This window comes from Brevibacillus composti (genome assembly GCF_016406105.1).
GTDB lineage: Bacteria > Bacillota > Bacilli > Brevibacillales > Brevibacillaceae > Brevibacillus > Brevibacillus composti.
On record NZ_CP066308.1, the window covers coordinates 336,175 to 360,487 of the forward strand.

At 55.5% G+C, this 24,313-nt stretch carries 25 protein-coding genes and 1 riboswitch; of the genes, 21 read left to right on the forward strand and 4 right to left on the reverse strand.

Annotated features, from left to right (window positions below; genetic code table 11):
• Positions 1–9: 9 nt before the first annotated feature.
• The 6 genes from JD108_RS01880 (at position 10) to JD108_RS01905 (ending at position 3,992) form a co-directional block, all read left to right on the forward strand.
• Positions 10–1,482, forward strand: coding sequence for a hypothetical protein (locus JD108_RS01880; protein ID WP_198828329.1), 1,473 nt, complete (start codon positions 10–12; stop codon positions 1,480–1,482).
• 28 nt (positions 1,483–1,510) lie between these two features.
• A complete protein-coding gene (locus tag JD108_RS01885) occupies positions 1,511–2,188 on the forward strand; it encodes an SLAP domain-containing protein (RefSeq protein WP_198828330.1) in 678 nt (225 codons plus the stop codon).
• Between the two features lie 31 nt (positions 2,189–2,219).
• Positions 2,220–2,396: a Flp family type IVb pilin gene (locus JD108_RS01890; RefSeq protein WP_198828331.1), complete on the forward strand. Its 177-nt coding sequence runs from the start codon at positions 2,220–2,222 to the stop codon at positions 2,394–2,396.
• A 15-nt stretch (positions 2,397–2,411) separates the two neighbouring features.
• Positions 2,412–2,948, forward strand: a complete 537-nt coding sequence (locus JD108_RS01895; RefSeq protein ID WP_198828332.1) for an A24 family peptidase — start codon at positions 2,412–2,414, stop codon at positions 2,946–2,948.
• A 121-nt stretch (positions 2,949–3,069) separates the two neighbouring features.
• A complete protein-coding gene (locus JD108_RS01900; RefSeq protein WP_198828333.1) occupies positions 3,070–3,498 on the forward strand; it encodes a TadE/TadG family type IV pilus assembly protein in 429 nt (142 codons plus the stop codon).
• 23 nt (positions 3,499–3,521) lie between these two features.
• Positions 3,522–3,992 (forward strand): TadE/TadG family type IV pilus assembly protein, encoded by a 471-nt coding sequence (locus JD108_RS01905; protein ID WP_198828334.1) that lies wholly within the window; start codon positions 3,522–3,524, stop codon positions 3,990–3,992.
• 5 nt (positions 3,993–3,997) lie between these two features.
• Here JD108_RS01905 and JD108_RS01910 read toward each other — a convergent pair whose 3' ends face one another.
• On the reverse strand, positions 3,998–4,753 hold the full coding sequence (locus tag JD108_RS01910; RefSeq protein WP_198828335.1) for a hypothetical protein: 756 nt from the start codon (positions 4,751–4,753) through the stop codon (positions 3,998–4,000).
• A gap of 13 nt (positions 4,754–4,766) precedes the next feature.
• Positions 4,767–5,114 (reverse strand): DUF192 domain-containing protein, encoded by a 348-nt coding sequence (locus tag JD108_RS01915; RefSeq protein ID WP_198828336.1) that lies wholly within the window; start codon positions 5,112–5,114, stop codon positions 4,767–4,769.
• Positions 5,115–5,226: 112 nt separating this feature from the next.
• Between JD108_RS01915 and JD108_RS01920 the strand changes: the two genes are divergently transcribed.
• The 15 genes from JD108_RS01920 (at position 5,227) to JD108_RS01985 (ending at position 21,770) form a co-directional block, all read left to right on the forward strand.
• Positions 5,227–5,481 (forward strand): Ig-like domain-containing protein, encoded by a 255-nt coding sequence (locus JD108_RS01920; RefSeq protein WP_198828337.1) that lies wholly within the window; start codon positions 5,227–5,229, stop codon positions 5,479–5,481.
• A 75-nt stretch (positions 5,482–5,556) separates the two neighbouring features.
• Complete coding sequence (locus JD108_RS01925) at positions 5,557–6,405, forward strand: WG repeat-containing protein (protein ID WP_198828338.1); 849 nt, start codon at positions 5,557–5,559, stop codon at positions 6,403–6,405.
• Positions 6,406–6,485: 80 nt separating this feature from the next.
• The gene (locus JD108_RS01930; RefSeq protein WP_198828339.1) at positions 6,486–7,592 is read left to right on the forward strand and encodes an S-layer homology domain-containing protein; all 1,107 of its coding nucleotides are present in this window, start codon (positions 6,486–6,488) and stop codon (positions 7,590–7,592) included.
• Between the two features lie 78 nt (positions 7,593–7,670).
• Positions 7,671–7,793: riboswitch (SAM riboswitch) on the forward strand.
• A gap of 132 nt (positions 7,794–7,925) precedes the next feature.
• On the forward strand, positions 7,926–8,951 hold the full coding sequence (locus JD108_RS01935; RefSeq protein ID WP_198828340.1) for a sugar ABC transporter substrate-binding protein: 1,026 nt from the start codon (positions 7,926–7,928) through the stop codon (positions 8,949–8,951).
• 80 nt (positions 8,952–9,031) lie between these two features.
• The gene (locus JD108_RS01940) at positions 9,032–10,516 is read left to right on the forward strand and encodes a sugar ABC transporter ATP-binding protein (protein WP_198828341.1); all 1,485 of its coding nucleotides are present in this window, start codon (positions 9,032–9,034) and stop codon (positions 10,514–10,516) included.
• A gap of 2 nt (positions 10,517–10,518) precedes the next feature.
• Positions 10,519–11,514: an ABC transporter permease gene (locus JD108_RS01945; RefSeq protein WP_198828342.1), complete on the forward strand. Its 996-nt coding sequence runs from the start codon at positions 10,519–10,521 to the stop codon at positions 11,512–11,514.
• A gap of 240 nt (positions 11,515–11,754) precedes the next feature.
• Positions 11,755–12,666 carry a hypothetical protein gene (locus JD108_RS01950; RefSeq protein ID WP_228728262.1) on the forward strand — a complete coding sequence of 304 codons (912 nt, stop codon included), beginning with the start codon at positions 11,755–11,757 and terminating at the stop codon, positions 12,664–12,666.
• Between the two features lie 185 nt (positions 12,667–12,851).
• Positions 12,852–13,550 (forward strand): response regulator transcription factor, encoded by a 699-nt coding sequence (locus JD108_RS01955; RefSeq protein ID WP_198828343.1) that lies wholly within the window; start codon positions 12,852–12,854, stop codon positions 13,548–13,550.
• Complete coding sequence (locus JD108_RS01960) at positions 13,547–14,992, forward strand: sensor histidine kinase (RefSeq protein WP_198828344.1); 1,446 nt, start codon at positions 13,547–13,549, stop codon at positions 14,990–14,992. The genes JD108_RS01955 and JD108_RS01960 overlap by 4 nt, the downstream gene beginning before the upstream one ends.
• Positions 14,993–15,132: 140 nt before the next feature.
• The gene (locus JD108_RS01965) at positions 15,133–15,483 is read left to right on the forward strand and encodes a hypothetical protein (protein ID WP_198828345.1); all 351 of its coding nucleotides are present in this window, start codon (positions 15,133–15,135) and stop codon (positions 15,481–15,483) included.
• 149 nt (positions 15,484–15,632) lie between these two features.
• On the forward strand, positions 15,633–15,755 hold the full coding sequence (locus tag JD108_RS22525) for a hypothetical protein (RefSeq protein WP_267459288.1): 123 nt from the start codon (positions 15,633–15,635) through the stop codon (positions 15,753–15,755).
• Positions 15,756–16,079: 324 nt separating this feature from the next.
• Positions 16,080–17,576: an IS5 family transposase gene (locus JD108_RS01970; RefSeq protein ID WP_198826818.1), complete on the forward strand. Its 1,497-nt coding sequence runs from the start codon at positions 16,080–16,082 to the stop codon at positions 17,574–17,576.
• A gap of 63 nt (positions 17,577–17,639) precedes the next feature.
• Complete coding sequence (locus JD108_RS01975; RefSeq protein WP_198828346.1) at positions 17,640–19,106, forward strand: alanine/glycine:cation symporter family protein; 1,467 nt, start codon at positions 17,640–17,642, stop codon at positions 19,104–19,106.
• Positions 19,107–19,294: 188 nt separating this feature from the next.
• Complete coding sequence (locus tag JD108_RS01980; protein WP_198828347.1) at positions 19,295–19,966, forward strand: LytTR family DNA-binding domain-containing protein; 672 nt, start codon at positions 19,295–19,297, stop codon at positions 19,964–19,966.
• A gap of 286 nt (positions 19,967–20,252) precedes the next feature.
• Positions 20,253–21,770 (forward strand): succinyl-CoA:acetate CoA-transferase ScpC, encoded by a 1,518-nt coding sequence (locus tag JD108_RS01985; protein ID WP_198828348.1) that lies wholly within the window; start codon positions 20,253–20,255, stop codon positions 21,768–21,770.
• A gap of 66 nt (positions 21,771–21,836) precedes the next feature.
• Here JD108_RS01985 and JD108_RS01990 read toward each other — a convergent pair whose 3' ends face one another.
• The gene (locus JD108_RS01990) at positions 21,837–22,865 is read right to left on the reverse strand and encodes a cytochrome d ubiquinol oxidase subunit II (protein WP_198828349.1); all 1,029 of its coding nucleotides are present in this window, start codon (positions 22,863–22,865) and stop codon (positions 21,837–21,839) included.
• A 24-nt stretch (positions 22,866–22,889) separates the two neighbouring features.
• The gene (locus tag JD108_RS01995; protein WP_198828350.1) at positions 22,890–24,236 is read right to left on the reverse strand and encodes a cytochrome ubiquinol oxidase subunit I; all 1,347 of its coding nucleotides are present in this window, start codon (positions 24,234–24,236) and stop codon (positions 22,890–22,892) included.
• Positions 24,237–24,313 lie beyond the last annotated feature (77 nt).

The following is a 24,313-nucleotide window of genomic DNA, read 5'->3' on the forward strand; positions in this document are numbered from 1 at the left end:
AGGTAGATCATGTACTGGATGCTCCGAAACAGGCGGAGGAAGCAGTGCGTAGCGGGCGTGTCTGTCGTTCTCATCTTGCTGCTCAACATCCTATGGTTTGGCATCCCCGCAGGAGTCGTCTCGGCAAACGAAAAGCCCAACCCCAACATGATCAAAGCCGACGAGAAAAACAACGTCCAGCCTGCCTCTGAGTCGTCCAATGGTGCAGCTCCCGGCGCATTGCCGCAAGGGAGTGCGAAGGCTGGCGAGACGGAAGCCAAAGACCCGCTTGGATACAAAGCAGCGAAGACGTTTAACAGTTCGTATTCGTATCTGGTAGAGGTGGCCAAGGCTGTTGAGGGCGTGGCGAGCAACCCAAGCGGAGGGAATGTTGTCGTCGGCCTCATCAGCGTCGTGTCCTCCGGGGCGAAAGTATTCAATGATGCCGGAGCCGAGCACTGGAGTTCGCAGGCACTGGAAAAAGGGCTGGACCCTGTGCTCAAGGCCATCGATTTTCGCGCAGCCTTCCAATATCAGCAAACTTTTACAGGAGCAGTAAATGGCGCTGCGAATCTCAGCTGGTGGGCGAAGCTGAAAAATGAGTTTAGCTGGACCACGATCTCCAATGGACCGACGAGTGTATTGCTCGCCAAGCTGGCGGCCCCGTTCTCCGCGATTTCGGCCGGCTTTGGCGTCTACGATGTCGTCCAGGGAGCGAAAAAAGGAGACGGCTGGAAAGTGGCCGAGGGCACGGCTGACATCATCGGCGGGTTGGCGGGGGCGGCATTGCCGTTTCTGTTGGCTACGCCTGCGGCCCCGATTGTCGCCGGGATTGCGCTGGGAGCCGCGCTGGTATCCGTCGGGATCAAGTACCGAAAAGAAATCGCGGCGGCTGCCAAATGGGTGTGGAATCAGGGGAAAGCACTGGCGGGCCGTGCTTGGAATGCAGCGAAAAATCTGGGCAGTGCGATTTCCCAGGGGACAAAAGCTCTGGCCAGTGCTGCGAAGAAGACCGCGAGCCGTGTGGCCAGCGCTGTAGCGAACGCCGCGAAGCGTGCGGTGAGCGCGGCGAAGAAGACCGCAAGCCGGGTAGCGGCTGCCGTAAAGAATACCGCGAAGCGTGCCGCTAGTGCCGTGAAAAAGACGGCATCCCGTGCAGCAAGTGCAGTCAAGAAGACCGCGAAGCGCGCGTACAGTGCCGCGAAGAAGACAGCCACTCGCGTCGCCAGCGCCGTGAAGAATACGGCCAAACGGACAGTGGCCGCTGTCAAAAAGACAACCACCCGCGCAGTCCGTGCAGTAAAAACAGCCAAGAAAGTGGTCGGGACGACGGTGAAGGCAGCCAGACGAGCGGCATCCGCGGTGAAAAAAATCACCCAAAAACCCGTGCCGACTGTAAGAAAAGCAGCCAGCCGGGCGTGGAGCGGGACGCGCAAAGCTGCACGCGCCGCAAAGAGTTCGGTCTCCAAATTCTTTGGCAATGTGCGCAAGGCATTCGGGTGACCAGCCTCGTGCAGGAAAGGACGTAACCATGCTACTGAAAAAAATGTGCAACGCAGGGATGGGGTTATGCCTGGTGCTCTCTCTGGCAGCTTGTGGCGGGGAGAGCAGTACCCCCGCCACAGGGGGCCAGGAAAATCACGTGGTTGATCGCAAGCTGCAATATCGTGCCGAGCAGCTCGGCGATCTGAAGGAAGATGAGTTGGCTGAGCGCACCAAGCAATTGGAGGCAGTCAAAGAGCAGTTGAAAGCAAAACGGGATGAGATCGTCAAGCAAGGCGGAAAATGGCTGGATTCGAAGTTGACTGTACTGGAGCATCAGGATGCGTTTCAGTCGGAAGCGATGAAGAACTACCTGGCCACACTGCTTGACATCTACCTGCCGCTGGCGGAAGGAACCGTGGATGTCGTCCCCGTGACCGCCGCCTACCAGGAGGATGGCTCGCTGCTCGCCGTGATGATGCTGAGAAACGGCAAGCCTGACACCGTGCTGACGAGTGCGGAGCTGGCTTCCGTCAAGCTGACGATCCAGCAGGGCGACGGGCAGAAAGTGGTAGAGGTGCCGTTCGCTCCGGCCCCGGAGGACGTCGGCCAGCTGCAGACCGGCGAAGCCCGCCCCATTCACATCGTAATAGACAAGAAAGACGTATGGATCAGCGATTACCCATTCCAACAAGAAGGCTATGTGTTTAGCCTGCAAGGGCTGTAACCACCATTCAATCATATCGGAGGGATTCGAGATGAAGGCAAAAGAAACGCTGGTGCGTTTTTGGAAGGAAGAAGACGGGCAGGCTCTCAGCGAGTACGGCTTGATCCTGGGAATTATTGCGGTCGCGGCGATCGCCGGTCTCGTGGCCATGAAGGAAAAGATCAAAGCCGTATTTGAAACCATTGCCAAATCGCTGGAGGCAAAATAACAGGGTGGAGCGTCCATGAGTATCGATCTGTACACGCACGGAATCTGCTTCATCGGACTGACGATTGCGCTTATCTACGATGTTTGGAAATACCGGATTCCCAATCAGCTGACCGTCTCGCTCGCACTGGTCGGACTGGCAAACGGAGCTATCCAGTATGGCTGGTCCGGCTTCGTCGAGCACGTGCTTGGCATGCTGGCCGGACTCGGGATCTTCTTCATCCCGTATCTGCTGGGCGCATACGGCGCAGGGGATGTCAAAATGATGGCTGCGATCGGGGCTGTCATGGGACTTTCGTTTATTGTCGCCAACAGCCTGGTCGTCATCGCTGTAGGCGGCGTCATCGCGATGGGACTCATTCTTCGCAGAAAAGGGTGGAGGCGAATTTTCCATCTTTTCTCCCTGCTCTCTATCTACTTTTTTACCGGAAAAATGAAAGAATTTATGAGCACTTTAAAGGATCGCTCCCAAGGCGCATTTCCCTACGGGATCGCCATCTTCATTGGGACGCTTCTGACGATGTATTTGGAATATGCAGGAGGAGATCTTTAGTCTTGAAGACGCAGGAAGCAATCCAGCCATCCGGATCAGCGCCTAAGTGAAGGCAAATACTGTCCGCATCCTCAGTTGATCACGGAAAAGGAAATCGGTGCAGGGAGGGGAGCGTGAAAGGATGAGAGCGGGATGGATGAAGGGGAGAGCAGTAACCAGATGGGCAAAACGAGAAGACGGGCAAGCCATTACCGAATTCGCCGTCATCCTGCCCGTCATGATCCTGCTGATCACCGGTGTTCTCGTATTCGGACATATGCTGTACGCCAAAACGCTGGTCGTCCTGTCTGCCAGTCAGGGAGCCAGGGTAGCCGGGGCCATCTGGGATGATGAAGGAGGCGGCGAAGCGCGGCTCAAAGCTCGCAACACCGCGCTCAGCATCCTGACGAACGGGCTGAGGGGATCGCATACGGTCGATGTGTGGAAGTCGGGGGACAGCGTCCATGTATCGGTGACGTACGACTACCCGGTGAAAGTCCCGATCATCAGCGCGTTTTTTTCCAGTCCGAATGTCAAACTGGAGCATACGGCCGTGTACAAGATCTTGTAGAAGAAGGGAAAGCATGAGGTTCGATGAAAATGCCCGAGATGCGGAAAAAGCGGATGAGATGGAGACAGATGTGGAGAAGGTGGAAGCGGGATGAAAAAGGCGGCGCTTTGGTGCTGTTCGCCGCTTTTCTCCCTGTCCTGATTGCCATCGCCGGGCTGGTCATCGACACCGGTGTGATGGCCTATCACCAGGCCAGACTGGCAGAGGCGACGGACGCCGCAGCCTGGGCGGGGCTTGATTCCTACGATCGCGATCTGTGGAACCCGCCGCCGCCCGCAAGGCCAAAAGTCGTTCTGATTCCTTCGGAGGCGCGGGCTCTGGCTTCCAGTTATCTGGCGAAAAACTTTCCCGCCGCCGAACTGACCAGCGTTGAGGTCAGCGGAGGCAGAATCGTCGTGGAAACAGAAGTCACCTGCCCCTTTTTCTTCATGAAGATATTCGGCATTTCCGAGAAGACCTTGACGGCGTCGGCGGAGGCCCGCATGGAGGAGTGAGGCATCTACCCGGCCTTGGCTTCTTCCCGGTACACCTCGTAATCGAAAGCCTCTTTGCGTGCCCGCAGCTCCAGATAGAGCAGGTAGTAGGCCGCTCCTTCAAAGGGGAGAATCAGCATTTCGCTGATGATGAAAAGCGAGAAGGTCAGACCCGGCTGGCTTGCTGCTGTCGGGAAGAGCAGCTCCGGAACCAGTTGCAGAACCAGGCGTATGGCGATAAAGGCCAGCAAAAGGCCCGCTACGCGGAGGGAAGAGCCTTTTACTAAAAAGAGACTGCGCTTGAGCGAAGCCATCGCTCCGATTCGTTCAAATGCGGCAATCTGCGGGAACACCGTAAACCAGAGGAGCAGCAGCAAGCCGGGGATAATCAGCAGGATCGTTCCCAGAAAGATCGCCGCGAAGGAAAGCAGACTGGCGAGAATCACGGTGGGCAGCAGGACCGCCGTGGCCGATACGGCCTGGAGCTGCTGATCCCAGTGGATGCCGGAATCGGATCGCTTCAAGACGATGGCTACATACACCAAGTAGAGATTCGTGAAGAAGACACTTACCGGTGCCGTAATCAGAGGGACAAAGGATGAGTGCCATCCCTTCGAAAGCGCCCAATCCGCCAGTCCCTGCTGCGACCAGTACAGAAGGGACGCGACCAGAAATAGAACGGGAAACTGGCTCAGCCAGATGCGTTTTCCGATCTGCAGGGCGTGAACCAGGAGGGCTGAAATGGGCTGAGGGTGGATATTGATCGGTTGAATAATCATCATGATTTGATTCCTTTCACGATTTGGTCATTTCCAGTCGATCGCCTATTTCAGTGCCGGTGGCTGAAATCGTGTGCGGAGGCAGTTCAATCACACAGGCGGCGTTTTTGATAAAAGGAGAAAATCTCCACGGTGCCAGGTCGCAAATCAGGTGGACGATTTTTCCCTCCTGATCGACGAACAGACAGTCGATGGAAAACCGCATAAACCAGGTATGAACAGCTTGACAGGGACGGATCACCAAGGCTTCCCCCGGAGAGAGCGTGGACTTTCCGAGCAGGCCGACCAGTCTTTTGACAGCCGTGTCCGCGCACGCCGCGTTTTCAGCGATCCACTGCCTTTTGGTTATATTGAAAATTTTCATAAACATGCCTTTCGTCTGGAGATTTCGTCCCACTTTCGGGCTTTTGTATCCTACATCATAACAATTCTGGATTTTTCTATCAAGCGCAAGGCGCTTTCAGGGGGGTGTACGCATGTCGGAACAACTGCATGAGCCGGGAACCGTCACGCATTACATGAAAGTCGAACCGGCTGTTTTGGAGATGCATCCCGGTCAGACCGCCCAGCTGAAGGCTTATCTCGTCTGGATGGATGGCCGGGAGGAGGAGATTACCGAACGCGTTCGATGGAGTACCGAGCAGCCGCAGATCGGTACGATCAGCAAGAGCGGAGCGGTCACGGTCGCCGTCGTGGGGACGATGACGGTCCTCGCCCAGTACGGCGAGTAGCGTACCGAAACGCATATCGATGTGGTCGCGACCGGACCCGCCAAGAAGAAAAGGAGCGGCGGCACACGGAAAAGCATGATCATCGGAGCGGCGCTCGTGGCCGTCACCTTGACCATCAACGGGTACGCGCTCTCGCAGAAAGGTGCGGAGAAAGGAGCCGACAGGGAGCAGCCGGCTCCTGCGGCCTCGGTCCCCTCGCCCCCGCCGGAGGGGCCGTCGTCCGCAGGGGAATCGAGCGGCAAGGGCACCTCGCTGTTTGGACTCGCCAAGGAGAAGGCGGTGGCCGCCGTCGAGATCGCATCCGCTCTGAAAGGCGAGCCCGGCGAGCACCCGCCTGCTCCTCCTGCCGAGCCGCCGGCCGCGCTCCCTGCAGAACTTTCTCCGGTAGAGCCGCCGCTCGTGGCGGGCCCCCCTCTGGAGCCGACACCCGAGCCCGTCCCGCCGGTCGCCGCTCAGACAGCATCACCTGCCGCAGCGAAAAAGGAGCCGCCCCCACGTCCCAAGAGCGCATCACCCAAGAAAAACGCCGCATCCGGCAAGATGGAGCAGCCGAAGGCACAGGCGAGCGCAGCTCCCCAGCCGCCCCCCAAACCGGCCCAGCCTGCTCCGCCGCCGAACAAAGCCGCGGCACAGGAGCCGATCCTGCAGCCCGTCCAAAAAGATGGCAAGTGGGGGTATGTGAAGCAAATCAACCCGTTTGACAAAGAGCTGGCAATCTCTTACCAGTATGATCACGCCGCTGCCTTTTCGGAGGGGCTGGCCGTGGTGAAAAAAGGGGGCAAATTCGGCTACATCAACACGCAGGGGGCTTTGGTCATCGGCTTTCAGTACGAGTACGCCGCCCCCTTCCAAGGCGGGACCGCGAAGGTCAAGCAGGACGGAAAGCTGATCACCATCGATAAAACCGGAGCGGTGGTAAATTAATCGCTTGCCAAACATACAGACCAGTCAATCAAACCGTTCAACCATTACCTGTTTGGACAAAAGAAAGGAGATTTTCCGATATGGGCAAACGTTCTCTCTTCTGGATTTTGGTGCTTGGTCTCTGCATACAATCCCTGTTCGTTCCGGCCGCCTCAGCCGCTTACTATGAGGATATCCAGGGTCACTGGGCGCAGAAGGAGATCGAAGCGTTAAGCAAACTAGAGGTGTACCGGCTCAAATACGGCAATTTTCATCCCGACCGCCCGATGGCGCGGGGAGAAGCCCTGGCGCTCCTGAACCGGGTATTGGAAACGGTGTACGGACCGGTGGCCGCAGGAAAGCCGAATTCTCACATCGATCACCGCTTCTCCTACAAGCAGGAGACGGAAACGCTGCTCGCGAACATGCGCGTGATGCTGGATGTCCAGACCGGCTTTGTCAATTCATTTGATCCGGGCGAGAGCATGCTCTACTATCTGCATCTGTCGGACCGCGGCGGCATGAAGCAGCCGCTGAAGAAAAACCCGGAATGGTGGCTGTCCGAGCAGTATTTGCAGCAGCCTTTGACCAGAGAGGAAGCGAGCATGATCCTCTTCCACGTCCTGGCCCCTTACAAGATGCGGCCGATCAACTTCAAGCCCAGTGAGGTGGAGCCGTACTTCCATGGCTACTACACCTGGAAGCAGGAGAGCAAATACCTGGATACCTCGTCTCCTTACGCGGCGGCCATCGCCGAATTCAAGCTGTTTACGGCTGACAAGACGTTCGAACCGAAGCAGCAGATGACGCGCGCCCAGTTTGCCGTCGTACTGAAGCGGCTGCATGATTTCTTGCAGGCGGACGCCCCGAAGCAGTTCAAGGAAAGCCAGCTGCGTCAGAAGAATATCGCCAACCTCTACCTCACCGTGGCGAATCGGGCGTATCAGCTGCAGGACCAGACGCTGCTCGAGCAGTATTTCTCGAGAAGCGCCCAGCGCAATTTGCAGGAGATCGCGCCACTGCCGCTGCATGACTACACCGGCAGCCTGACGGTCAAAAAAGATGAGAACCACAGCAACCGCATCTGGATCGTCGGCAACTACCAAAATGCGTTGACCGGGAATTACCAGGTGGAGTACCTGTTTGAACCGGATTCGTCCAATCCCTACGGCTGGAAGGTTACGAAGGTAGACTACAAGCAAATGTAAAAAGAAAATCCTTGTTGACAGGAGGGGAGAATAGCCTTTATATTCTGTATATACAAAAGCATTGATACAAGAATAAGACTCTTATCCAGAGAAGGCAGAGGGACTGGCCCGATGAAGCCCGGCAACCTAGCACGGAAGAAATGACTTTCTTCGGCGCCAAGGTGCTAACTCCTACAGGTAGCAATACCTGACAGATGAGAGGCGCGGATGATATTTGATATTCTGCCCCTTTCATTTGGAAAGGGGCTTTTTTGATGGGGAAAAAGGTTGTCATCTGTACCGGCTCGGGACGGAGAAACGCATCGTTGCATAAGTAAAAGGGGGTTTTCCGGTATGAAAAAGAGGTTTAGTGTGATTGGCGCATGGATTCTGTCTGTCTCGCTCTTGCTGACGGCTTGCGGCGGCGGAAACAGCACAGCAGGAGGCAACGGCGGAGAGGGCGGCAGCTCCGGCGAGAAGCCAAAACGGATCGCGCTCGTCATGCGCCAAAACGTCGGCACCTTCTCGGCCCAGTACATCGCTGGCGTCAAAGCGGAAGTGGAGAAAAACGGCGGAGAGCTGACCGTCTTCAATGCGGATACGGATCTGGCGAAGATGGCCTCCAATCTGGATGCGGCGGTCAACCAGCGCTTTGACGGCATTTTGATCGACCACGGTACAGCCGAAGCGCTGCAGCAGGGAGCGGAAAAAGCGGTCAAACAAAACATCCCGCTCGTCTTGTTCGATACAGACATCAAACTGCCGGGCGTACCGGTGGTGGAGCAGGATGACCAGAAGCTGGCCGAGCTGAGCCTGGAGAAGCTGGCCGAGGATACCGGCGGCAAAGGGAATATCGTGAAAATCTGGGTGGCCGGCTTTGCCCCGATGGAAAAGCGGCAAATCACCTATGAAGCGTTCCTGAAAAAATATCCGGACATCAAAGAAATCGCCGCTTTCGGCAGCGCGACCAACAATACGGCGCTGGACACGCAATCCCAGATGGAAGCGATCCTCAAGAAGTACCCGAACAAAGGGGACATCACGGCGGTGTGGGCTTCCTGGGATGAGTTCGCCAAAGGCGCGACTCGCGCGATTCAGCAGGCGGGCCGCACAGAGATCAAAGTCTACTCCATCGACCTCAGCGACGAGGATTTGCAGTTCATTCAGGATCCGTCTACGTCTTGGGTCGCGACAGCGGCCGTGGATCCCGGCAATATCGGACGCATCCAGGCGCAGACGGTCTTCCAAAAAATCAAGGGCGAGCAGGTCCCCGACAGCGTAAAGCTGAACCCGGTGCTGGTCAAACGCGAGGATTTGCCGACGGATAAAAAAATCACGATGGGCGAGCTGTCGCAGTACGTAAGCGAATGGGGCAAGTGATCCAGTAGATTCGGTGCAACTTATTCCCGTTGATCCTTCATCAACGGGATTCTTCCTTATTAAAGGAGGGGGAGAGAGAAATGACGACCTTGCAAATGAACGGCATCTCCAAAAGCTTTTCCGGCGTGCCGGCGCTCCGGTCGGTCGACTTCGAAGTCAGGGCCGGAGAAGTGCACGCCTTGCTCGGAGCCAACGGAGCGGGGAAAAGCACCTTGATGAAGATATTGACCGGTGCCTATCAGGCCGATGCGGGGCGCATTCTGATCGACGGCGCCGAGTGCGCCATCCAGTCGCCGCAAGCGGCGAAGCAGCTGGGGATTGAGTGCGTCTACCAAGAGGTGGATACGGCCCTGATCCCGTACCTGAGCGTAGCCGAAAACATCCTGCTGGATCAGCAGGTACAGAAAAAAGGCTTGATTCGCTGGAGCCGCCTCTATCAGCAAGCCGAGGAGATCCTCCAGACATTTGGCTTCTCCATTCCGGTGAAAAAACAGGTGGAGGCCTGTACCCTGTCGGAAAAACAGCTGATTCTGATTGCCCGTGCCGCTGCTCAGCAGGCCCGATTCATCATTTTTGACGAACCGACGGCGCCGCTCAGCAACAAGGAGACGGAACGGCTATTTGCCATCATCGAGCAGTGCAAGCGGGCGGGCATGGGCATCATCTATATCTCCCACCGATTGGTGGAAATCTTTCAAATCTGTGACCGGATCACGGTGATGCGGGACGGGCAGCACATCTCGACCAAAGAGACGGGCGACACCGATATCGACGAAGTCATCTCTTCGATGCTGGGCAAGTCTTTTGACGAGGAGTTTCCCAAGGCCAAGGTGCCGATCGGCAAGACCATCCTCGAGGTGCATAAGGCCAGAGGGGGCAAGGTTCGCGAGGCCGATCTGCAGGTGCGCGAAGGGGAGATCGTCGGGGTAGTCGGCCTGGTCGGGGCGGGCAAAACGGAGCTGGCCCGTCTGTTGTTTGGAGCGGATCCTTGGGAGGGTGGAGAGCTGCGGATGGGCGGACGTCCGCTGCGCCTGCGCTCGCCAAAAGACGCCGTCGAGGCGGGAATTGTGCTCGTGCCGGAGGAGAGGCGCAAGGAAGGGATTTTCGTCGAGGAATCGGTGATGCACAATCTGTCGGTAGCGAGCCTGGCCAAGTGGGCGCCCAACGGATTTATCCAAAAGAGACTGGAGTCGATCCAGGCCACGGAGATCGTGCGGACACTCGGCGTCAAGACCGCTGACATCCGCCAGCCTGTCGGCCATCTGAGCGGCGGCAACCAGCAAAAGGTAGCAATCGGCAAATGGCTGGAAACAGACGCCCGCCTCTTTTTGTTCGACGAGCCGACCAAGGGGGTCGACATCGGAGCAAAAAGCGAGATTTACCGGCTGATCGGCAGACTGGCTCAAGAGGGAAAAGGCATCCTCTATTTTTCCTGTGAGTTTCCCGAGGTGCTGGGAATCGCGGATCGCATCCTCGTCATGTTCGAAGGCCGGATCGTCCGTGAACTGAGCCGGGAAGAGGCGACCCAGGAATTGATCATGTATTACGCCAGCGGAGGTGAGTAGGCATGGAAGCGAAAAAGTTCAGTTTGTTTGATATTGTTTATAAATACGGAACGGTGGCCGTCATCGCCATTGTCATCCTGCTTTTCAGTCTGACCAATCCCTATTTCTTTACCTATGGAAACATCACCGACATCCTGCGTTCGATCTCCATCGTGACGTTTGTCGCGATCGGCGTCACCTTTTCCCTGATCGTCGGGGGCTTTGACCTGTCCGTCGGTTCGACCGTTTCCCTGACCACCGTGGTCTCCGCCTCGATGATGGTCTGGCACGAGCAAGGTCCGGCGGCTACCCTGCTGATCCCGATTGCGCTGGCGGTCGTCGTGGGGCTGCTCAACGCATTGCTGGTCGTCAAAATCCGGATTCCCGACCTGTTGGCCACTCTGGCCATGCTCTACATCGTAAACGGCGTGCATATGACCTATTCAAAGGGCTACTCCATCTACGCCAACATGCCGATGCAGGACGGCACGACCGCGCCGGGCAAATTTCAGGAATGGTTCCTCTGGCTGGGGCAGGGAGAGATTTTCTCCGTTCCCGTGCCGGTAGTGCTGACCTTTTTGCTGGTAGCCGCGACCCATATCTATCTGACCTATACGCGCCAGGGACGTATGCTGTACATGACCGGGGGGAATGCAGAGGCGGCCCGCCTGTCCGGGATTCCCGTGAATCGCTACCGCACCTGGGCCTACGTCTTGTCCGCTTTGTTTGCCGGACTGGGCGGGATGCTGCTCGCGGCCCGGATCGGGACCGGCCAGGTGAGCAGCGGCGGTTCTTTGCTGATGGATGCCGTGGCGGCCGCGTTTGTCGGGTTTTCCGTCTTTGGCGTGGGCAAGCCCAATGTGCTGGGCACCTTTGTCGGCGCGATCCTGATCGGGGTGCTGCTGAACGGGATGACGATGCTGAATTTGCCCTACTACGCCTATGATATTGTAAAAGGAATCGTGCTGGCGCTCGCGCTGGCCGTGACGTATTATCAGCTGCGCCGGAAGCGGGCGTAGGGAAAAAGATGCAAACGGATGCTCTGCCTTTTAGGCGGGGCGTTTTTTTTGCGAAGGGATCACAGTGAATCGCTTTTTTGCTCGGCTCAGCTCCCGTGTCGCGCCGCGGGGAGACATGCTCCTTTCACTGCCCCACAGACAGGGAACTCGACTGGAGCGACAACAGAAACCTCCGAATTTTTATACTTTAAAAACAGTTATGTATGTTATATAATCAATTTACCAAAAGAAGGGAGTTGCATGTCTATGAATCGTCTGGATTCTTACCTGGAGCTGGGACTGCTCGGGATGGCACGTGGCGGCAGAGAAGGCTGGTTTTTTGCGCATTTTGGCGCGGCATTGCTGGCCGGGTATTTCATGAACCGGCAGCATGCCTTGCCGGAGCATGTGCAGCGGGGGATTGAACGGATCGGAGACGGCTTCCTGCGCCAAAATCCACAGTGGTATCGGCCGCTGCACGAATCCCAGCCGGAGCCCCATCTGCTGGAGCGTGTGATTCAGGGAATCCGGCGCAACACGGAGCAGCTGAGAACCTCCGGGCACGGACTGGCGCTGGGTGTTCTCGCTCTCAAAGCGCTGCGGGAAAAGCCCGCCCTCATCACTGCCGAGATCGTGGACGGCCTGGTGAATGTGCTGGAGTTGACCACCCAGGACAGAGCAAACCGCTACTTTGGCATCCCCGACTACTTTTCCGTGACGGAAGCGGAGGTGGCCCCATTCCTTCCGCCTTACCGCGATACGCGGGAGATGGCGGAGCGCACCTTCGGCGAGCTGCATACGGTGGTCAAAGGGCGCAAGATAGACGGGGTCATGTACCATTTTGCCGGAGAGATTGAGCACAGCATTACCTTTGCCCAAGCGCTTACCGATCTGGAACGCTTTGGGTACAACGACATCGTGGAGGCGGGGATGGTCTGCCACCGGATTCAAATGCATCTGAACCGTCAAATGCCGGATCATCTCCGGGCAGAGCGGGTGCAGACGCCGCCGTTTGCATCGGTCTTCGCCCCGGCGTATTGGGAGAAGACGTATCGGGATCCACACGCGCTCAAGGTGCCGTATGCGGCATTGGATCTGCTCACACGGCTCTCCGGGAAGCAGCGGGATGAGGCCGAGCACGGCGTATGCAAGCTGCTGTCGATCATGGAGTAAAAATCATGCAGAAAAAGGATGAACGGCCCAAGCCGTACATCCTTTTCTTTTCTTGGAATATCATACTATGGCGGCATGACTTATGCAGGTCCCCAAGCACCATTTTCTATGTTACCATGAATAAAATTCCCTTTTCTTCTGCCTCTCGGCTAGCGGTACTGTCCCCAGAAGGGAGGTTGCTTACCATGACGAGTACCAAAATCCTTGTTGCGGACGACGATCCCAATGTGTGTGAAATTATCCGTTTGTTCTGTTCCAAACAGCAAATGGATCTGGTAGTGGCAAATGACGGGAAGCAGGCCTTGGAACTGACGGAAAAGGAGCTTCCTGATCTGATCGTTCTCGATGTCATGATGCCTCAGATGGATGGCTTTGAAGCATGCCGAGAAATTCGCAAAAAGTGGGACATACCGATTATTATGCTGACGGCAAAGGACGAGGAATTTGACCGCGTGCTCGGTCTGGAACTGGGCGCGGATGATTACGTGACCAAACCGTTCAGTCCGCGGGAGCTGGTCGCCCGGATCCGGGCCATTATGAGAAGGTTGCAGCCGCGGGAGAAACAGGAGGAGGAACTCTGCAACCAGCTTGTGTTTGACCAGCTGGTGATCGATATCGACAAGCGGGAAGTGACGGCGGCGGAGGAGAAAGTCAATTTTCGCCCCAAAGAATTTGATCTTCTGGTCCACATGGCCCGGTCGCCGGGCAGCGTCTTTTCCCGTGAGCAATTGCTCGAACAGATATGGGGCTTTGACTATTTCGGCGATGCGCGCACGATTGATGTGCATATCAAGAAAATCAGGCAGCGGCTGCAAAAGCTGCCCTACGAGTGCATCCACACGGTCTGGGGAATTGGCTATAAATTCGGAGTGGATGACACGTGATGGGGATGTCCAAAAGCATTTTTCGCCGCCTCTTGTTCAGCTTTTTGGCGACCGTGCTCATCGGCTTGGGCTTTTCCGGCATCCTCATCTCCTTTTTTGCCAAAGAGTATATCTACAATTCCCAAAAGGAAATGATGCTGCGCCATGCCAAAAAAGTGAATGCGGCCATCCAGAACTACAGCGAGGTCAATCAGCCTCTCCTGGGAACGCTGGTATTGCTGGACGAGTCCTTTGACATGCGCATCTGGCTGTTTGATCGAAACGGAAAAATTGTGGCCACTTCGATGAAGGATGAGGTCTTTACTGGATTAGCCGTGGCCCGCTCCATCGCGGATTCGGTCCTGAAAGGAAAAAATGCGGTCTCCGAGCTGAAGATCGAAGGCCTGGAAGACCCGATGCTGTCGGTGGCGATTCCTTGGGGAAAAGGGGAGAAGGTGTACGGGGGAATCATCCTGCACGCCCCCATCGAGGGAGTGGAGCGCACCTTCGCCCATATGAGGGAGACGATCCTCTGGGCGACCCTGTTCGGGGTGCTGCTGTCGACGGCCATGGTCTCCTATGTCTCCTGGTCGATCTCCAGGCCGCTCCGTACGATTGAGCGGACGACGGCAGAGATCGGGCGGGGAAATTACACCGAGCGCGTGAAGGTAGACACGGCCGACGAGATTGGCGACCTGGCGCAGACGATCAATACGCTGGCAGGCAGACTGGAGCGTGTCGAACAGGAGAGACATCATCTGGAGCAGGTGCGGAACGATTTTCTCGCCAATGTTTCCCATGAATTGCGCACCCCGCTCACGGCGATGCAGGGCTTTCTGGAAGCCTTGCAGGACGGCCTCGTCGAAGAGGAGGAGGCCAGACAGAAATACTACGCCGTCATGTATGCGGAGACGCTGCACATCAGTCGCCTGGTGGACGATCTGATGGATTTGATGAAGCTGGAGAACAACGAACTGACCTTGGCCAAATTCCCGGTCGATGTCGGAGGTCTGATCGAAAAGGTGGCGCTCTCCTTCCGTCCGGAAGCGGAAGAGAAGGGGATCGAGATCACTGTCGAGCGGCCTGACACCCTGCCTAAAATCTACGCCGATAAAGACCGCATCGTGCAAATTATGAAGAATCTCGTGAAAAATGCGATTAAGTTTACGGATGAAGGCACCATTGCACTGTCTGCCCAGACGGATGGAAACTGGGTCGAAATCGCCGTCTCCGATACTGGGATCGGCATCTCGGCGGATGACCAGGAGCGCGTCTGGGAGCGATTTTTCAAAGTAGATCGCGGCCGCTCCAAGAAAAACAAGGGAACGGGACTCGGGCTCGCCATCGTCAAAGAGCTGGTCGAGCTTCACGATGGTGAGGTAACCGTAGAAAGCGAACCGGGCAAGGGCAGCCGTTTTGTGGTCCGATTGCCCGTCTTGGATGATCAGCGTATGATCTCCTGATGGCGGGAGGTCATATTTTTTTCATATCTTGTTCATGGTTTTTTCCCACTCTCCACACAGATTGATCACTTTTCCCAGCTACCATAAAGACGTGGCCGAAAGATGGCACGAAATGAAGCAAACGAAAGGGGAGTTCAATCATGAACAAGAAATGGATATCTCTGGCGGCAGTAGCACTGCTCTTGTCCGGCAGCCTGGTGGCTTGCTCCACGCCGTCCAGCAATCCGGAGCCAGCGACCGAACAAGACGGAGGCGCAGCAGTCCCTGGTTCGACGTCTCCGACGGAATCCACTCCGTCTACGGAGAGTCCGGCTTCTTCGGATGCCTCTACACCGGATGCCACGACACCGGACGCTTCGACGGGAGCTTCGGATTCTGGATCGACGGACGCTTCTACGCCGGATGCCTCGACGGGAGCTGACAGTTCCTCCACGGGCACGGATGCAGATGCTGGTCAAACGGACGCTTCCAAGTCCAGCTCTGGCAATTAAGCAGCGGTACGCCTGTTGAGTCGCGTTTGTTACTTCACTACTACTTCCCTCCCACTTAATATTGTAGGGGTGGCTTGATGCCACCTCTTTTTGTTTAAAAAACCGAGATAACGCTGCTGCTCCGTACGGACCGAAGCAGGAGAGTGAGGTTGTTTGGGAGCAAAGCAATCGGCGGAGCGGCCGACTCTCCCCCGGCAGGTGAATTCGGCGCGGGGATGGATGATCCAGGCAAGCAAAATTTCATTTTGATGCCGAGGGTGATGCGCAATTAGATGAAGGGCAAAAGAATGGGACGGCAAAAGGTAAAGTTTCCCTAGGTCCTGTCTTCCGATAATGTTTATGAATAAGGAAAAAAGGCCTGTGATTTCTCAGTATAAAATTATTTAACTTAAATTTCTTGTATTTGAAAATTCGATTTTTTTTGCAAAATGTAAGCGGTTTCTGTTGTGCGAATATATTCATTATTTTATAATTAGGGGCTGCTGAACAGATAAAAAATATTGTAACCACAAGGGTTTTGCCTCGTTTTCATCGAAATCATGTGCAAGGAAATCAACGATTTCCCTTTAAATTCCTTGCACATGGAGCGGATCTGAATGTACGAATTTCTCTCTCATCGTGAAAATCAACTGCTTCTCCCTGATGATTTTTTCTTGCCATTTGGCGGCAAGTTGAGTAAAGAAAATCGCTGGGTCAAGTTGGCTCGGTTGGTACCGTGGGCACATGCAGAGAAAAAGTATGCCAAGTCCTTCCGCATATCGTTTCGTGGACAAAAGGCCGTTTCCATCCGTGTCGCTCTCGGGGCACTCATCATTCAGGAACGTTTGCAACTGTCGGACCGGGAAACGGTCCAGCAGATTGTCGAAAACCCGTATCTGCAATACTTCATCGGGCTGGAAGGCTATCAGGATCATCCACCGTTCCACCCGTCGCTCATGACGCATTTTCGCAAACGTTTAGGCGAACCGGTTCTCCGTGAAATCAACGAGATCATCGCGGTTGAGGCCGCTAAATCAATTCCAGATTCCGACCGTGACGATGAACCAAAATCAGGTACAAAATCCAAAGGTAAACGTACGACCAAGCGTCACTCAACATCCGAGGAAGATCCGAACCAGGGTGTCTTGTTGCTGGATGCCACATGTGCCCCGGCGGATGTGGCGTACCCAACCGATTTGAACTTGCTGAACGAGGCGCGTGAGAAACTGGAGGAGATCATCGATACGTTACATGCTCCACAGATTGGTCGTTCCCGCAAACCACGGACTTATCGGGATAAAGCTCGAAAGGAGTACCTGGCCGTGGCCAAACAGCGTCGTGCAAACGGCAAGGTGATTCGTCGAGCGATCGGCAAGCAACTCCGGTATGTAGCACGTAACCTTCAAATTATCCGCAACATGGCCTCACGGCAGCCGCTGACACTTTTGAGCCGGAAACAATATCGCGACTTGCTTGTGATTCAGGAACTGTATCGACAGCAACGCATGATGTTTGAACGCAAAACGCATCAGATCGAAGATCGAATCGTGAGCATCCACCAACCGCACGTCCGCCCGGTCGTACGCGGCAAAGCGAAAGCGCGAGTAGAGTTTGGCGCCAAAGTATCGGTCAGCATGGTGAACGGTTATGCTTTTCTGGAGCGTCTATCATGGGACAGCTTCAACGAAGGGGTGACGCTGATCGAATCTGTAGAAGCATACAAGAGACGCTTTGGTTGTTACCCGAAGGCGGTACTTGCCGATCAAATCTATCGCACCCGGCAAAACAGGGCATTTTGCAAAGCGCATGGCATTCGTTTGAGCGGTCCGGCGCTTGGCCGTCCCGTACAAGGCGAAGAAGCGACAGAACAACGGCGAGTCGCAAGACAAGATGCACGAAAACGCAACGCCATAGAAGGCAAATTTGGTGAGGGCAAGCGCAGGTATGGGCTTGGCCGTATTCGAGCATGCCTTGCGAAAACAAGTGAAACCGTCATCGCGCTTCAGCTCCTGGTGATGAACCTCGAGCGTAGGCTGCGGGATTTTTTTGTCTCCTGGTTAAACCGTCTTCTTTCCTATAGAATTCCTGCTTTTGGAAACATTTTTGAAGTTTGAAAACCGTTCAGCAGCCCCTAATTAAACAAGACTATATGTACTTTATAAAGAGGGGGTCATTTTTTGGAGGCATTTGTAAACGGATTAAATGACATCATCTGGAGTCAGGCACTCATTTATCTCTGTTTAGGTGTAGGGTTGTTTTATTCCATAGCCACGCGCTTCATGCAGATTCGCCATCTGAAAGACATGTTCAAGCTGATGTTTGAAGGGAAAAGCTCCGAAGCCGGCGTATCCTCCTTCCAGGCTCTGTCCATGGCATTGTCGGGACGCGTGGGTACAGGGAACATCGCCGGGGTCGCCACAGCGATCGCCTATGGTGGACCGGGTGCCGTTTTCTGGATGTGGGTCATGGCTTTCCTGGGAGCGTCTTCCGGGTTTGTGGAGGCGACGCTTGGTCAGGTCTATAAGACCAAGCACCAAGGTCTGTTCCGCGGGGGTCCTTCTTTCTACATCGAAAAAGGCTTGAAAATGAAATGGTACGCTTTGCTGTTCGCGATTGTCACGGTGATTGCGACAGGGGTTCTGCTCCCTGGCGTGCAAGCCAACAGCATTGCATCCGGGATGGAAAATGCTTTCGGCATCAGCCCGATGGTTACCGGTATTTTCCTGGCCGCCGTTCTCGGCTTGATCATTTTCGGGGGCGTTAAGCGTATTGCCAATGTTGCGCAAGTCGTCGTTCCTTTCATGGCACTTGGTTATATTGTGGTTGCATTAATTATCGTTCTTCTTAATATTTCTCAATTGCCTAGCATGATTGCTCTCATCTTCAAAAGCGCATTCGGCGCGGAAGCAGCATTCGGGGGAATCCTCGGCGCCGCGATCATGTGGGGAGTTAAGCGCGGCATCTACTCCAACGAAGCGGGTCAAGGTACTGCGCCGCACGCTGCTGCCGCCGCTGAAGTATCTCACCCTGCGAAACAGGGAATTGTGCAGGCTTTCTCCGTTTATGTCGATACCCTGTTCGTATGTTCCGCCACAGCATTTATGATCCTGATTACCGGCATGTACAATGTTACTCCGGAAAATGGAGCTCCGATTGTAAACAATCTGGGCGACATGGAGCCGGGTCCCGGCTATACACAGCAAGCGGTTGAGGCGGTCATGCCTGGCTTCGGTGCTCCGTTTGTGGCGATTGCTCTGTTGTTCTTTGCCTTTACGACGATTATGGCTTACTACTATATGGCCGAAACCAACCTGACCTATCTGAACGGCAAAGTGAGAAGAATTTGGAGCGAGCATGCTCTGAAAATCGTGATCATGGCCGTCGTTATCTACGGCAGCGTGAAGTCTGCTGGACTCGCGTGGACGCTCGGCGATATTGGGGTAGGCAGCATGGCTTGGCTGAACATCATCGCCATTATCCTCCTGACCAAACCGGCGCTGAAGGTGCTCAAAGACTACGAAGAGCAGAGAAAAGCCGGAAAAGACCCGGTATTCGATCCAGTGAAGCTGGGAATCGAGAATGCCGACTTCTGGGAGAAGGAATACAAGCCAGAGGATGCGGAACCAACCCGCAAAACCTCCTAACCCATCCAAAACGTTTTCGTCACGCTGGTTAACCGGTATTGCCTCGGGCAATGCCGGTTTTTTTCCTTCTTCTTCCCGCAGGGATAGCGGTCGCCAATAATTGGCGAAGCCCAGTTTTCTGACTCGGATCGGGCGGAAATATGGTTTAATAAAATAAGAAACCATGAAATCAAACAGAGGGATGAAGTATGGAAAGAACAGATATGCCGGAAGTATTGCAACTGGTGGGAGAAGTCATACCGGAAGGCGTCTCCGTCGCGATCTCCTACGAGCGTCGCTATATCTACTACCAGCCAAGTCCCAGCATCGATCTGAAAATCAAACCGGGCGACGTGGTGAGGGAAGGATCTGCCACCGACAGGGCGCTCACCGTGCGGAAAAAAGTATCCGAGTATGTGAAAGGAGACGTGTTTGGCGTCCCTTATTATGGCGTCTCAATGCCGGTGGTCCGCGAAGGCGACGTGATCGGCTGTATTACCGCCATCTACGCCAAGCAGATCATGCCGATCCCCGGCTTGATGCCGGAGCCCAAGGTGCTGATCGGCAAAGGAGAAAACGGCTGGATGCCGATTCCCTTGGCTGATATCGTCTATATTCGTTCCCACGAAGGCAAGACCTGGCTGCATACGGCCACCGAATCGTATGTGAACCGCTATTCGCTGACAGAGCTGGAGCAGCTTTTATCCCCGGCCAGCTTTATCCGCTGCCATCGATCCTACATGGTCAATTTGGAAGCGATTGGCTTTATCCACCCGCATTTTCACTCGACGTTTCTCGTCGAAATCAAGGACAAGAACCGCACTCGGGTGCCGGTTAGCCAATCCTACGCCAGTTCATTTCGCCAACGACTGGGCTTTTAAGCCATATCGCTCTGCTTCGGGACAAGCCGGAATCACGGCTTGTTTTTTTGTTTGCCGAAAAGTGATCTGTCTCACAGGCGGGCCTGTCTTTTTTTGTTAGCTGCAGGTGAAGGGGGCTGACGACGTGCGAGCGAATAGGTGGACGTTTTTTGTCAAAAGGTAAACGGGAATCCTTTTTTCTGTTTTATCTTGAAAAATTCTGCTTTGACTCAAATTGAGTGACCGCTCAGTTTGGGCTGTGTTACTGTGAGTACAACCAAGAAAGAAAGCGGCAGGTGGGTCACAGATGATATGGGAGCGCTTACGTGATAAACGCCTACATGATAAAGTGGTCAGGGCCGAGGAAGCGGCCAGTTGGATCGAAGACGGCATGACACTGGGTCTGAGCGGCTTTACCCGAGCGGGAGATGCCAAGGCTGTACCGACAGCGCTGGCGGAGAGAGCCAAGCAGGAAGGCAAGCCGTTTTCGGTCAATGTATATACGGGAGCATCGCTCGGCTGCGATATTGACGCAATCATGGCTGAGGCCGGGATCGTTCACAAGCGTCTGCCGTTTCAGGCGGATGCCGCGATGCGCAATAAGATCAACAGTGGGGAGATTCTGTTCGTCGACCAGCATTTGTCGCATACGGCTGAGCTGGTTCGACAAGGCGTCCTGGGAGAGATCGATTTTGCCATCGTGGAAGCGGTTGCTGTGACGGAAGGCGGGCTGATTATCCCGACCACTTCAGTGGGCAATTCCGATGTCTTTGTGGAACATGCGAAGCAGGTCATCATTGAATTGAACATAGCACAACCGCTGGCCCTGCAAGGCCTGCATGATGTCTATACGATGAAAAAACAAGGGGAACGCGATCCGATTCCGCTGACCGCTGTCGAGCAAAGAATGGGACAAGCAGGGATTCTCGTCGATCCTGCCAAAGTCAAGGGGATCGTCATTACAGAGCAGCCGGACTCTCCCTCGACGATTGTCGAGCCGGATGAGGAAACATCGATGATGGCCAGTCACCTGATCGAGTTCCTCCGCCAAGAAGTAGCGAAAGGGCGGCTGCCGCAGAATCTGGCGCCGCTGCAGTCGGGTATTGGCACCGTGGCGAATGCGGTATTCAACGGATTTTTGGAATCGGAGTTTTCCAATCTCACGGTATTTTCGGAGGTTCTGCAAGACGCCGTATTCGATCTGATGGATGCGGGGAAAATCGCCTTTGCCTCGGGCTGCTCCATCACCCTGACCGCAGACAAGATGAAGCATGTGATGGAAAATCTGGCGGCATACCGCGACAGGCTGGTGCTGCGGCCGCAGGAGATCACGAATCATCCGGAGCTGATCCGCCGCCTCGGGCTGATCTCCATCAATACCGCTCTGGAGGTAGACATCTATGGGAATGTCAACTCCACCCATGTACTGGGGACGCGCATGATGAACGGCATCGGCGGCTCCGGCGACTTCGCCCGCAATGCCCGCCTGGCAGTCTTCGTCACCAAGTCGATTGCCAAAGGCGGCGATATCTCCAGCATCGTTCCGTTCGTCTCTCACGTGGACCACACGGAGCATGACGTCGATGTGATCGTCACCGAGCAGGGATTGGCCGATCTGCGGGGACTGGCTCCGCGTGAAAAAGCCCGGCTGATCATCGAAAAATGCGCCCATCCGCTGTATCGGGATCAGCTTTTGGCCTATTTCGAAGAAGCCCTCACGCGCGGCGGCCATACGCCGCATGTACTGGAAAAAGCGTTTTCCTGGCATACGCAATATGCCCGGGAAGGCAGCATGCGAGCGAGAGAAATGGCTTCTGCCCGTTAAGCGGCCGCTAACCGCAGCCTTACGCCCAGAAATCCTCGGCGGGGCTGCGCTTTTTTATCACATCCATTATTTTTGCCGCACATATAGATCGTCTTTCATAAACAGCCGCCAGAAGAAGAGAAAGCCGGGAATCAGGATGGCGAAGCCGACCAGGTAGCTGACGAGCAAGGCCCGAAACGTATTCGGGTGGGTAAAGCTGGACTCGATAGTGATGTCGGGATACACGATATAAGGCAGGTGGGCCGCCCCGTAGGCGTAACTGGCCAGCAGATACTGGACGATCACCCCGATCACCGCGAGACGGGCGGGGTGGATGGGCCAGTTGCGCCGTTGCGGGAGCAAAAGCGCCAGGTATCCGATCAAAAAGCAGGCTGCCGAGGCCACTAACCAAGGGGTGTGAGTCAGCAGCCGCTCATGCAGCCAGGCGGCCTCCTCCCGCATGGTCACGACTGTCAGGACAGCCGTGAGCAGCGTGATGGGACCGAGCAGGCGGGCATCCCGCCGGTACACGCGAAATGCCTGCGGGGCTTGGGCGACATAGGAATAGTCAGCAAGCAGCAGGGAGGAAAGAAACAGGGTGCTGCTGACCGCCAGCCCGATGTAGGCATACACATGGGGGCTGGCAAGCAGCGTCCCCCAATCCAGCCGCTCGACGCCGTCGATCCGGGTGATATATCCCCCCTGCGTCAGCGGGAGAACCAGAATCAGCAGGGCAGGTATCAAAAGGCCGCTGACGCCGGAGAAAAAGGCGAGGGTCTTGTCGTATTTTCGGACCAGATGGGAAAAGACCATAAAGGCGCTGCGAATCAGGATCAAAAGCAGAATCAGGCTTCCCGGGATCAGCAGCACCGTCCCGAGCGTAGAGACGGCGCCAGGAAAGAAGGTAACCAGTCCGACCACGATCAGAACGACGAAGACATTCACCACCTCCCAAGACGGGGAGAGATAGCGGTTGGCGATGCTGGTCGCCTTGGTTTGCTCCCGGTTGAGATAGAGCAGCGACCAGAAGCCTGCTCCAAAGTCAAAAGAAGCCGCCACGGCGTAGATCACGACAAAAATCCACAGCAGCGTAATTGCCAGTATCGTATCGGTCATGCCAGATGCCTCCTTGTGGCTGCTCTAGGGAGAAGGTTTTTCTGATGGCCGGTCGGCTGGCGCCAGCTCCAGGGGATGCCGGTCAAAATAGCTGCGGAAGACGAGGATCGTCACCAGCCCCAGGAACAGGTAGACGGCGAGAAAGGTAATGAAGAGCGGCCCGATGCCCGTCGATTGAGTAACGGAGTCCGCCGTCCGCATCACGCGGTAGATCACCCACGGCTGGCGGCCGGTACAGGCGAAAATCCACCCGAATTCGATGCCGAGCAGAGCGAGTGGACCGCTCAGGACGAAGATGCCCAATACCCAGCGGGGAAACAGCTTACGCCGAAGCAGCTTTTTCCAAGCAAACCCGAAGAGGCCGACGACGATGAGCAGAGAGCCGATCCCTACCATCCCGTTAAACAAAGTATGAATGTACAGAGGGGGCCATTCGTCCTGGGGGAATTCGTTCAGCCCGACGACGACCTCATCAAAACGGTTGCCGGCCAAAAAACTGAGGAGCCAGGGAATTTCGATGCCGTACTTCACTTCTTGCGTGACCGGGTCGGTAAATCCGCCGACAGCCAGCGGCGCATAGGCCTGAGTCTCAAACAGCCCCTCGGCCGCAGCCAGCTTTTCCGGCTGGTAGCGATGCAGCATCTGGGCCGAATGGTGGCCGTTCAGTGCCGTCAGAAGCGAAAAGGAGCCGCCGACAATCAGCCCGAGCAGGAGCGCTTTTTGGTGAAAGCTGTATTCCCGGCTGCGCGGCTCCGTCTTTCTCATTTTCCAAGCGGCGACCGAGGCGATAGCAAAGGCGCCGGTCATATAGGCAGAAACCACGACATGGCCCGCTGTGACGAAGAAGCTGGGATTAAAAAAGGCTGCCCACGGGTCGACGTCGACCACCTCTCCGTTTTCGATGCGAAACCCGGCCGGCGTCCCTTCGAAAGCGTGTACATTGGTGATCAGCACAGCCGAGGCAGTCGCTCCCAAAAGCACCATCAATACGGCAAATAACCGCATCCGCGGGGTGAGCCGATCGGCGGCATACACGTAGATGGACATAAACAACGCTTCCAGAAAAAAGGCGAAAATTTCGATCTGAAACGGCAGGGAAATCACTTTCCCCACCACTTCCATAAAGCCGGGCCATAGAAGGGTGAGCTGTACCCTGGCAATCGTGCCCGATGGAATGGCGACCCCCAGCAGGATGGCTTGCCCTTTTGTCCAGCGCTTCGCCATAAGTGCGTAGTCCGCGTCGCGCGTATATTGAAAGAGAAGCTCCGCCAGCAGAATCATCAGGGGAAGTCCAACGCCCAGCGTGGCAAAGATGATGTGAAAAGCCATGGTTGTGCCAAAGGTGGCCCGTGCCAGTACGAGTTCCTCCATGAGATCGATCGAACGCCCCTTCCACACAATTCCAGTGTAAATCTTTCCCTGTTAATGTCTCTAGAAAGGGAGGGAAG

Coding starts and splice junctions, on each gene's coding strand:
- JD108_RS01880 (WP_198828329.1), top strand. CDS start 10: ATGTACTGGATGCTCCGAAACAGGCGGAGGAAGCAGTGCGTAGCGGGC.
- JD108_RS01885 (WP_198828330.1), top strand. CDS start 1,511: ATGCTACTGAAAAAAATGTGCAACGCAGGGATGGGGTTATGCCTGGTG.
- JD108_RS01890 (WP_198828331.1), top strand. CDS start 2,220: ATGAAGGCAAAAGAAACGCTGGTGCGTTTTTGGAAGGAAGAAGACGGG.
- JD108_RS01895 (WP_198828332.1), top strand. CDS start 2,412: ATGAGTATCGATCTGTACACGCACGGAATCTGCTTCATCGGACTGACG.
- JD108_RS01900 (WP_198828333.1), top strand. CDS start 3,070: ATGAGAGCGGGATGGATGAAGGGGAGAGCAGTAACCAGATGGGCAAAA.
- JD108_RS01905 (WP_198828334.1), top strand. CDS start 3,522: ATGAAAATGCCCGAGATGCGGAAAAAGCGGATGAGATGGAGACAGATG.
- JD108_RS01910 (WP_198828335.1), bottom strand. CDS start 4,753: ATGATGATTATTCAACCGATCAATATCCACCCTCAGCCCATTTCAGCC.
- JD108_RS01915 (WP_198828336.1), bottom strand. CDS start 5,114: ATGAAAATTTTCAATATAACCAAAAGGCAGTGGATCGCTGAAAACGCG.
- JD108_RS01920 (WP_198828337.1), top strand. CDS start 5,227: ATGTCGGAACAACTGCATGAGCCGGGAACCGTCACGCATTACATGAAA.
- JD108_RS01925 (WP_198828338.1), top strand. CDS start 5,557: ATGATCATCGGAGCGGCGCTCGTGGCCGTCACCTTGACCATCAACGGG.
- JD108_RS01930 (WP_198828339.1), top strand. CDS start 6,486: ATGGGCAAACGTTCTCTCTTCTGGATTTTGGTGCTTGGTCTCTGCATA.
- JD108_RS01935 (WP_198828340.1), top strand. CDS start 7,926: ATGAAAAAGAGGTTTAGTGTGATTGGCGCATGGATTCTGTCTGTCTCG.
- JD108_RS01940 (WP_198828341.1), top strand. CDS start 9,032: ATGACGACCTTGCAAATGAACGGCATCTCCAAAAGCTTTTCCGGCGTG.
- JD108_RS01945 (WP_198828342.1), top strand. CDS start 10,519: ATGGAAGCGAAAAAGTTCAGTTTGTTTGATATTGTTTATAAATACGGA.
- JD108_RS01950 (WP_228728262.1), top strand. CDS start 11,755: ATGTCTATGAATCGTCTGGATTCTTACCTGGAGCTGGGACTGCTCGGG.
- JD108_RS01955 (WP_198828343.1), top strand. CDS start 12,852: ATGACGAGTACCAAAATCCTTGTTGCGGACGACGATCCCAATGTGTGT.
- JD108_RS01965 (WP_198828345.1), top strand. CDS start 15,133: ATGAACAAGAAATGGATATCTCTGGCGGCAGTAGCACTGCTCTTGTCC.
- JD108_RS01970 (WP_198826818.1), top strand. CDS start 16,080: ATGTACGAATTTCTCTCTCATCGTGAAAATCAACTGCTTCTCCCTGAT.
- JD108_RS01980 (WP_198828347.1), top strand. CDS start 19,295: ATGGAAAGAACAGATATGCCGGAAGTATTGCAACTGGTGGGAGAAGTC.
- JD108_RS01985 (WP_198828348.1), top strand. CDS start 20,253: ATGATATGGGAGCGCTTACGTGATAAACGCCTACATGATAAAGTGGTC.
- JD108_RS01990 (WP_198828349.1), bottom strand. CDS start 22,865: ATGACCGATACGATACTGGCAATTACGCTGCTGTGGATTTTTGTCGTG.
- JD108_RS01995 (WP_198828350.1), bottom strand. CDS start 24,236: ATGGAGGAACTCGTACTGGCACGGGCCACCTTTGGCACAACCATGGCT.